Origin of the sequence: Kitasatospora griseola (assembly GCF_014648555.1) — a bacterium.
Taxonomy (GTDB): domain Bacteria; phylum Actinomycetota; class Actinomycetes; order Streptomycetales; family Streptomycetaceae; genus Kitasatospora; species Kitasatospora griseola.
Genome location: NZ_BMRI01000071.1, coordinates 1 through 9,347, shown reverse-complemented (window position 1 = coordinate 9,347; position 9,347 = coordinate 1). Strand labels below are relative to the sequence as shown.

7 protein-coding genes are annotated in these 9,347 nt (G+C 72.2%); 2 read left to right on the top strand and 5 right to left on the bottom strand.

The genetic code is table 11. The features are described from left to right. On the top strand, positions 1 to 377 hold a 377-nt coding region (locus IEZ12_RS36655; protein ID WP_189278662.1), incomplete at its 5' end, for a choice-of-anchor J domain-containing protein. Between the two features lie 76 nt (positions 378 to 453). On the opposite strand, the gene IEZ12_RS36650 is transcribed toward IEZ12_RS36655, so the two are convergent. The 4 genes from IEZ12_RS36650 to IEZ12_RS36640 form a co-directional block, all read right to left on the bottom strand. Next, the gene (locus IEZ12_RS36650; protein WP_189278660.1) at positions 454 to 1,134 is read right to left on the bottom strand and encodes an HD domain-containing protein; all 681 of its coding nucleotides are present in this window, start codon (positions 1,132 to 1,134) and stop codon (positions 454 to 456) included. Positions 1,135 to 1,227: 93 nt separating this feature from the next. Further along, positions 1,228 to 1,353 (bottom strand): hypothetical protein, encoded by a 126-nt coding sequence (locus IEZ12_RS40330; protein WP_268250306.1) that lies wholly within the window; start codon positions 1,351 to 1,353, stop codon positions 1,228 to 1,230. Positions 1,354 to 1,622: 269 nt separating this feature from the next. Then, a complete protein-coding gene (locus tag IEZ12_RS36645) occupies positions 1,623 to 1,883 on the bottom strand; it encodes a hypothetical protein (RefSeq protein WP_189278658.1) in 261 nt (86 codons plus the stop codon). A gap of 442 nt (positions 1,884 to 2,325) precedes the next feature. After that, a complete protein-coding gene (locus IEZ12_RS36640; protein ID WP_189278656.1) occupies positions 2,326 to 2,769 on the bottom strand; it encodes a DUF6210 family protein in 444 nt (147 codons plus the stop codon). A gap of 84 nt (positions 2,770 to 2,853) precedes the next feature. Between IEZ12_RS36640 and IEZ12_RS36635 the strand changes: the two genes are divergently transcribed. After that, a complete protein-coding gene (locus tag IEZ12_RS36635) occupies positions 2,854 to 6,405 on the top strand; it encodes an NACHT domain-containing protein (protein ID WP_189278654.1) in 3,552 nt (1,183 codons plus the stop codon). Between the two features lie 12 nt (positions 6,406 to 6,417). On the opposite strand, the gene IEZ12_RS40325 is transcribed toward IEZ12_RS36635, so the two are convergent. After that, positions 6,418 to 9,183: a helix-turn-helix transcriptional regulator gene (locus tag IEZ12_RS40325; protein WP_189278652.1), complete on the bottom strand. Its 2,766-nt coding sequence runs from the start codon at positions 9,181 to 9,183 to the stop codon at positions 6,418 to 6,420. Between the last annotated feature and the right edge of the window lie 164 nt (positions 9,184 to 9,347).

Genomic DNA, 9,347 nt, shown 5'->3' with positions numbered 1-9,347 from the left:
CCAACGACATCACCAACTCCAACCAGCAGACCCCGCACGGCGGTTCCTGGTACGCGTGGATGATGGGCTACGGCTCCACCGCTAGCGAGACCCTGTCGCAGGGCAACATCACGGTGCCCGCCGGCACGCCCAAGCTCACCTTCTGGCTGAAGGTCAGCACCCAGGAGACCGGCACCACGCCCTACGACACGCTGAAGGTCACCGTCAACGGCGCCACCGTCGCGACCTACTCCAACGCCAACGCCAGCGCCGGCTACGTCCAGAAGACCGTCAACCTGAGCGCCTACGCCGGACAGACCGTCAACCTCCAGTTCAACGGCCAGGAGGACGCCTCGCTGGCGACCACCTTCCTGGTCGACGACGTGAAGATCGGCTGACCTGCCTGCTCGATCTGCTCCACCTGCTCGACCGCGAGGGTGCCGTCCGGTGCGGCGCCCTCGCGGTCGAGCGCCGTCAGCCCTGCTCGGCGCTGTCGCCGCCGTCGCCGCTTCCGCTCCGCGACCAGCCGCGCCGCTCACCCTCGTCGATCAGTCGCTGCCCGGCCTTCCACAGCGTCGCCGACGCGTCACCGATCACCGCCTTGCGCGCCCGGACGTCGTCGGCCGTCACCCCTGGCGTGCGCCAAGTGCCGCCGCTTGCCATCCAGTTGAGCAGCAGCGGCTGCAACCGGTCCATCGCCTTGGCGAACCGCGCCTCCGGAGTGCGGCGCTCCTCGAACTCGTCCCACAGCTCCCGCAGCCGCTGCGCCTGGTCCTTCGGCAGCAGCCCGAACAACTCGTCCGCCGCCACCGCCTCGCGCTCCGCCTGGTCGACGCCCGCCGCCGTGTCGTACAGCGGCGTGTCCCCCGCGTAGATCTCCACCAGGTCGTGCAGCAGCACGAGTTGGACGGTGTGCCCGACGTCGATCGGCTCGTCCGCGTACTCCGCGAGGACACCGACCATCATCGCCAGGTGCCAGGAGTGCTCGGCGTCGTTCTCCCGCCGTTCGGCGGCGACCAGCGGCGACTGCCGCAGGATCGTCTTGAGCCGGTCGATCTCTACCAGGAAGGTGAGTTGGGCACGCAGCCGCTCGTCGATGCCGTCGGCGGGGAAGGGCGTGCGGTCCACCAGCAGGGGGCGGGGTTCGTCGCTCATGAGGCCCATCGTGCCACGGCCTCCGCTGCCGACTGCCCGGGCGCGCAGCGGTGCCCAGCGGTAGGGTTCCCGCCGGGCGCCCGGTCCACGGGCTCAGTCGTTGCCGAAGGCGGCGTCGGCACCGGCGGACCCGCCGGAGACGCCGGTGTCGTCGGACCAGATCCCGAAGTCGGCGCGCTGCACTGCGCCGCCGGTGTCGGCGGAGTTGCCGCCGGTCACGCCCGCGCCGTTCTCGGCCGGGGTGAACTGGTCCGTGCCGAAGTTCGCGCCCCCGCTGCCCGGGCGGACGCAAGGCCGGCGCAGCCCATCACGAGGGGGGTGACACCCGTGCGGCCGCCTGGCCCTGACCGTTCGTCATGAACCGTCGCGCCTCGCGGGACGAGCACACCGACGGTTCACCCCTGGGTGGTCACCCGGGCGGGCTCAGACGCGGGCGCCCGGCGGGTGGGGTTCCCGCCGGGCACCCGAAGGTGAGTGTCGAGGCTGCCCTAGAAGTGGGCACCGGCCTCGTTGTGGGAGCCCTCGACGCCCTCGTCGCCGGCGAAGACCCAGCCGGCACCGTGCTCGACGCCGCCCTCGTCGACCTCGGAGAACACGTTGGCCTCGCCGGCGCCCTCCTCGTTCGCGACGAACTGGCCCTTCTCGAAGTGGGCCTCGGGGCCTTCGTGGGCGGAGGCGAGTCCGGCGCAGCCGATCACGAGGGGGGCGGCGAGGGCGGTGACGGCCAGAACGCGCTTGATACCACGCATGAGAAATCTCCTCCGAGTAGGTGGTTCAGTGGCGGGGCGCGGTGGTGGCCCTGCCGAGATCCAGCCAGCCACGGGATCCGGAGGCCCGCAAAGGGACCGTGCGTCCGTCTGGTCCTGATGTCGCGTCACCATCCGGCGTGCCTGCGGGGATGGCGCGGTTCGAAGGTTCACTCTTGGGTGGTCGCCCGGGAGGCGCAGACACCAGGATCAGCAGGCCGGACCGCCATCTGCAGAGCTTGACGAGTCGTCAGGTATCTTCGCCTGCTGCGGTGTTCCGCCTCCCCGACCTCGCCCCCGGCGGGAATCGACTGGCGCGGCGTCCTGCGGCAGGCCTTCGAGATCCTCGGCGACGCCCGGCAGTCGGCGCCCGCGTCAGGGACGTCGCGAAGGCCGGAACGGTCAGGCGCACGGCCTACGGTTCGGCGCGTTCCGGGACGATCGGTCAGTCGGAGTTCTCCCACACGAGGACCCCGGGGCCGTGCGGTGTCAGCACCGGCACCCACGCCTCGTCGACCTCCGACAGGCGGGACTCGTCGAGTGCCAGCCACGTGGGGAACGCGTCGTCGTGCCTCCCGGAGCCGTAGACGCCGAAATCGGCGACCGCGGTCCGCAGCCGGTCGAGCAGCTCGGCCGGCCAGTCCAGGCGTCGCGCCCCCTGTCCTTTCAGCTCTCCGACGAAGATCTCCTGCAGGTCGACGTCCAGGTCCCGCCCGAACAGCGGGATCAGGTAGCCCTCCTGCTGGTACTGGATGCAGCCGAACCCGCCGCCCTGGTTCTGGTGGACCACGCCGGTCGGCGCGGCCACGATGACGAACATCCAGCCCTGGCCGGCTCCGACGCTGTCGAGGTCCAGGAAGATGTGCCGCTTGTCGTCGGTGTGAGTCATGGTCAGGAGCCTCGCACGGACGGCCGCCCGGCTGCCGACCGGTAGGGTGCGGGCGGGGACGTGCGGAACAGAGGGGGGCGCGGGATGTCGGTGATCGCAACGGCGGCCGGGGTGCTGGGGAAGCTGGTGGCGACTCCGCTGAAGGATGCGGCGATGCGGCAGGAGCGGGTGCTGCGGGCGCTCAGGGCCGTCAAGCTGGATCCGCGGACACCGCCGCGGGACTTCGACAGCGTCTACGCCATCACGCTGATCGAGTACTGCGCGGGCCGTGCGGCTTCGGTGCTCGCCGTGTTCCGCGACGAGTACGTGGTCGACTCCTTCCGCCGGTCGTTCCAGCAGCGGGACTTGACCTGGGTGCGTCGCGAGGTCGCCGAGGCGGTCGTACGGAACCGGGAGACCAGGGAGTTCGGGCATCTCGCGCACGGCTTCGAGGAGCACGTGGACGCCTTCGCCGCCGCGTTCGAGCAGGTGGTGGACCGGACCAGGGCGCCGCACGAGGTGCGTCTGGAGGAGACCGTCAAGTCGCTGCTCAGCCAGGTGAGCCGGACGCGCGACGAGGAGGAGGTCCGGCGGCTGCGGATCGAGCCCGACCGGGCCGAGCTCACGCCGGCGCAGCGGCTGGCCCGGGACGCCGAGGAGTGGTTCCGGGCGGTCAAGTACGAGGTGCTGAAGCAGTGGCCGGTCGGCGAGGATGCGGTCGCCCTGCGGGTCGACATCCCGAATCGCCGGGGGCGCGACCCGATCGTGATGCTGTGCGTGGCGGGCGAGTTGGGCCCGCACCACCTCAACACCCTGGCCGAGCTGGCCGATTCGGCCAAGGCCAAGGAGGGCTGGGGCATCGCGCGGCTGCGGGTCAGTGCGGCGGCCCGGGCCGTGGCGGCGGCCAGTGGCAACCGGCTGTTCTGCTACTCGTTCGACGAACTGATCGACGAGGAGGCCGACTTCGAGCCGTATCTGGCGTGGGTCGAGGAGGAGGTGCGGCGGCGCGGGATCGACACCCGGTACGTCCCGCAGTCCTGCGAGAAGAGCGAGATCGACCCGGCGACCGGGCTGCCGATCGCCACCAGCCGCTACCACTGGCGGGACGGCGGCCTGGACGACTACGTGGCCCGCTGGTTGGACGAGCCGGCCAAGCAACACCTGTCCGTGCTGGGCGAGTTCGGCATGGGAAAGTCCTGGTTCGCGCTGCACCTCGCGCACACCATGGTGCTGGCCTGGCGGGACGCGAAGCGGCGCGGTGTCCCGCGGCCCCGGCTGCCGCTGCTGATACCGCTGCGCGACTACGTCAAGCAGACCCGGGTGGAGGGACTGCTGGCCGAGTTCTTCTTCGACAAGCACAACGTGAACCTGCGCAGCGCCGAGGTGGTCCGGGTGCTCAACCGGACGGGCCGGCTGCTGCTGATCTTCGACGGCTTCGACGAGATGGCGGCCCGCGCCGACCGCAACACGGTGGTGGCGAACTTCTGGTCGCTCGCCTCGGCGGTGGACCAGGGCGCGAAGGTGCTGCTGAGCAGCCGCAAGGAGCACTTCCGGGACGACCGGGAGGCCCGTGACCTGTTCGGCGCCAAGATCTCGACGGCCGGGCACGGGGCGATGGCCGATGGCCCGACCTTCGAGATCGTCCAGCTCGTCGAGTTCGAGGACGAGCAGATCGAGCGGATGCTCCGGCACGATCTGCCGGAGGAGAAGGTCCGCGAGATCATGCAGCACCCCGCCCTGCGCGGGCTGATGCGCCGTCCGCTGATGTCCGAGCTGGTGATCGAGGCACTGCCGGAGATCGAGCGGGGCGCGGAGATCGACCTCGCCCGGATCTACCTGTACGCGATGTGCCACAAGATGGACCGCGACATCCACGCCGAACGGACCTTCACCTCCCGCGCCGACAAGCTGTACTTCCTCTGCGAGGTCGCCTGGGAGATGCTCTCCACCGAGCGACTCGCCCTCAACTACCGTGATTTCCCAGGCCGATTGCGCTCGTTCTTCGGCCCGGTGGTGCAGCGCGACGCGGACCTGGACTTCTGGGAGCACGACATGCGCAACCAGGGCATGCTGGTGCGCAACGCGGAGGGCGACTACGGCCCGTCGCACAAGTCGCTGCTGGAGTTCCTGGTGGCGCTCAAGTTCGCCGGTGAACTCGGCCTGCTCACGGGCGACTTCCTGGACTCCGTCCGGGTTCCCGGCGCGGCGGAGGACGACCGCTCCCGCTCGTGGTCAGAGCACTTCGCGGCACGCGATGCGGACGGTCGTCTGCCCGCGCTGGCCGCGTTCGCGCCCGAGCCCGTGGAGGCGCTGGCCGGCACCTTCGGTGCGCAGGAGCCGAACGAGGCGGTGTTCGGGTTCCTGGCCACCATGGTCCGCGAGCATCCGGAGCACCGCGCCCGACTGTTGGAGCTGGCACACGCGAGCAGCCCGGGCAGGCCGCTGCTGAACAGCCTGCACCTGCTGGCCATGGCCGACGGCGATCTGGTGGATGCGCCGTTGGCCGGGCTCGACCTGTCCGGGTTCCGGGCTTGGATGCCCGGCCGTCGGTTCTCGCTCGCGGGCGCGGATCTGCGCGGCGCGAACCTCGCCGAGGCGGAGCTGCACAGTACCGACCTCACCGGTGCCGATCTGACGGGCGCGCAGCTCTCATCGCTGATTCTCCGGGAGCTCCCCACCTGGCGCTGCCGGATCACCACGAGCGGGGCTTTGGCCGCCTGGAACAACCACCGGGTACTCCACTGGCCCGACGGCATCCCGGCCGAACCTCCCCTCCGGTTCGACGTTCTACACGGTCCTCTGTTCATTCACGAGTGGGCCGAGTCGATCTGGTGGATGTCCGACATCATGGGTGGTCAACTGGTCGACGCCCGGACGGGGCAGTCGATGAGTGAGGTCGGTATCGACAACGGGGAGATGCTGGTGCCCATCCACTGGCGCGGGCAGCGGGTCCTGTTGGAACCCGTCGACGGCATCATTCGCGATCCGGAGACCGGGGCGGTGATCGAGACGTGGACCCCTCCCGCCGAACAGGCCGGGCATTGGACGGTCCTCACCGGTGACTTCCAGGCGGGTCTGCTCGCGATCAACGATCAGATCTCCTACCACGTCCCCGACAGCGAAGCGGCCGGCGGTTGGCGGACCGTCGCGGCTCTGGACGTCACCGCGGACGAGGACGAGATCGACCAAGTGGGTTCCCGTGACAGCGAATTGGTGACGATCGACAACATCCCGGTGATGGCGATCGACGCCTTCACCGAGCAGGTGCTGCTCCGCCCCGAGGGTCTGCCGCTGACGCTCAGCCCGGATGCGGGCCTCGAAGGGTTCGTGTACCGCGCGGCCATCGGGCTGGCGGTGCTCGCCGAGGGCGGGAGGCTCAGCGCCTGGTCGATGACGGCGGAGAGCGGAGAACCGATCTGGGAGCGCCGGACCGGCAACAGGGGGACCCTCGGAATCTTCGCCGACCCGGCCGGTTCGCGTCTCGCCGCCATCACCGACATGGGCGAACTCTGGCTGTTCGACTTCCGCACCGGCGAGCTGCTCGCCCGCGCTCCGCTCACCGACCGCCTGCGCGGCACCCGGTTCTCCCGGGACTGCGGCTTCGACGACGAAGCCCTCGACGCGATCGTCCGACTCGGCGGCATCATCGTCGACTGAACAACACCCCACCTACTCCTGATACTTCGCCAGTTCCGCCCGCCCCCGCACCCCGTACTGCCGGAACAGCCGCGTCAGGTTCGCCTCCACGGCCTTCACCGACAGGTGCAGCGTCGCGGCTATCTCACGGTTCGTCGCGCCGGTGCGGATCAGCCCGAGGATCTGCTGCTGCGTCGGCGTCGGGTCGGCCTCCAGCGCGTCCAGCGAGGCGAGCGCCGTCTCGACGTGTCGCAGCCATGGCAGGCATCCGGCGGCCGCGTACCTCGCATGGGCGTCCTGGAGGGCCGCGCGGGCGGCGGCGCGGCGGCGGGCGCGGCGCTCCAGGGTGCCCAACGCGAGGTGGGCGCGGGCGAGTTCGAGGGGGTAGGGATGGGCGGCGGGGAGCAGGGCGCGCAGTGTGTCGGCGGCGCGACGGGGGTCGGTGAGGGCGGTGAGGTGGGCTTCGGCGCGGTGCAGGCCGAGCAGGACGACGTCGCGGCCGAGGCGGCCGGCCCGGTCGCGGGCGTCGGCGAGGGTGGCGGCGGCGTCGTCGGGGCGGCCGGAGAGGGCGAGTGCCTCGGCCAGGTCGGCGTCCACCAGGAAGACGCTGGGGTCGTTGAACTGCATGTGGCGGAGCAGGAGTTGACAGCGGGTGAGGTGGTGGACGGCCATCGGGAGGCTGCCGAGCAGGAGGGCGGCGCGGCCGCGCAGTCCGTGGGCGTAGGCGAGCCACTCGTTGTCTTGGCCGTCCTCCGCGGCGCGGATCGCGGAGTCGAGGAGTTGGGCGGCGCGCTCGGCGGTGCCGCCGTTGAGTTCGGCGGCGCCGCCGAGGACGCGGGCGGGGCCGGGGGTGGGTTCGATGCGTTCGCGCAGGTCGTGGGCGGCGCGGCCGGCGGCGTAGGCCTCGGTGCTGCGGCCGGCGCGTTCGAGGACGGAGGCGGCGATGTAGAGGACGTTGGCGAGGTCCTCGGTGCGGCCGGCGGCTTCGATCTCGGTGCGCAGGGATTCGACCTCGGCGAGGGCGCGGGGGGTGTCGCCGCTGCGCAGGGCGGCGACGGCGAGGCCTTCGCGGCACATGACGGCGGCGGCGGTGGGGGGTCGGCCGGCCGCGAGGCGGCAGCCGCGTTCGAGCAGGGCGCGACCGTGGGCCGGGTCGGTGAGCAATGTGATGGGGGCGCGCAGGGCGAGGAGTTCGACGAGCAGGTCGGGGTTGTCGGCGTGGTCGGCGTGCTTCTCGGCGGTTTCGAGTTCGGCGAAGCCTTCGGTCCGGTCGCCGCGGTGCAGGGCGCGGACGGCGCGTTCCTGGTGGACGGCGGCGGTGAGGGCGGGATGGCCGCCGGTGTCGTCGGCGGCGGCGGCGAGCAGGGCTTCGGCGCCGGGGTGGTCGGGGCCGAGCAGACGGGTGAGCAGTAGCCGGGCGTGGACGCGCAGGTCGGCGGCAGGGGCGGTGGTGAGGCGTTCGCCGCAGGCGCGGGCGAGGTCGGGCAGGCCGGCGGCGGCGGCGTTGCGGGCGGCGGCGAGCAGGCGGCGGCCGGCGGTGTCGGGGTCGGGGGTGTGGTGGGCGGCGTGGCGCAGGAGTTCGGCGGCGGTGCCGGGGGCGCCGCGGGTGAGGGCGGTGTCGGCGGCGCGGGTGAGTCGGGCGGCGAGCTGCGGGTCGGGGTGCTCGGCGGCGAGGGCCTGGTGGCGGACCTGCTCGACGGGGTCGGCGGTGAGGGCGGCGAGCAGGCGGTGGGCGTCGCGCAGGGCGGCGGGGGTGGCGTCGGCGAGCACCACTTCGGCGATCAGGGGGTGGCTGAACTGGGGTGTGCCGGTGGGGGTTTGGCGGACGATGCCGTGGCGGCGGGCGGCGGCGAGGGGTTCGGTGACGGTGTCGGGCAGGCCGGTTCCGGTGCGGGCGGCGGCGAGCACGGTGAGGGCGGCGCGGGCGGCGTCGGGGAGTTCGGCGAGGCGGGCGGAGACCAGGGCGCGCAGCCGGTCGGGGACGTCGAGCGGCCGGGCCGGGTCGGTGGCGAGTGCGCTCTCGCTGCCGTCGGCGGTCAGTGAGCGGCCCAACTCCAGGGCGTAGTACGGGTTTCCGCCGCTGACGGCGTGTACGCGGCTGAGCGTGAGGCCGCTGAGGCGCAGGCCGAGCCGTTCGCGCAGCAGGGCGCCGGTGCCGCGTTCGCCGAGCGGGCCGACGGGGAGGTCGCGGGCGGTGGGCGGGCAGAGGGCGCCCATGGTGGGTGCGGCGTCGGCGTGTTCGGTGCGTTCGGTGACGGCGAAGCGGATTCGGCGGTCGGTGAGGCGGCGGGCGGCGAACGCGATGACCTGGCGGCTGGCGGCGTCGAGCCACTGGGTGTCGTCGAGCAGGACGAGCACGGGGCCGCGCTGGGCGAGTCGGCGCAGCGTCTCCAGGACGGCGACCCGGACCGCCAACGGGTCGGTGGCGGCGCCGGGTTGGGGCGCGCGGTGCAGCAGCGCGCATTCCAGGGCCTGGCGCAGGTGGCTGGGGAGTTCCTCGGCGAGGGCGGGGAGGGTCTCGCCGAGCAGGTCGATCAGCGCGAGGTGCGGCAGGTCGGCCTCGGCGGCGGTGGGGCTGCTGCGCAGGACCGGTTCCCCGGCCGCGTCGGCCTCCTGGGCGAGTGCGTCGAGCAGTGCAGTCTTGCCGATACCGGCCGGGCCGTGGAGCAGGACGCCGCCAGTGGCGGCGAGGGTGGAGCGGATGTCGGCGAGCAGGTGCGCACGGTCGACGAGTGCGGGCTCGGCCGGACCTGCCGTGGTGCTGGCAGGTCCGGCCGAGCCGGGGAGAATGCCGGTCATGGCGGTCAGTGTGCCGCCTTCGACCGGGTTGCGCGAGGGTGTCACATGAACACGACACGCCCGCTACTGATCGTTAAGTCCCCTTTAAGTGGGCGGTAAGTGACGTGGTGTCCGTTTCGCGCTTTCGTTCGGGGGTGGGCTGGTCGCGGGTTCGTCGGCCTTCT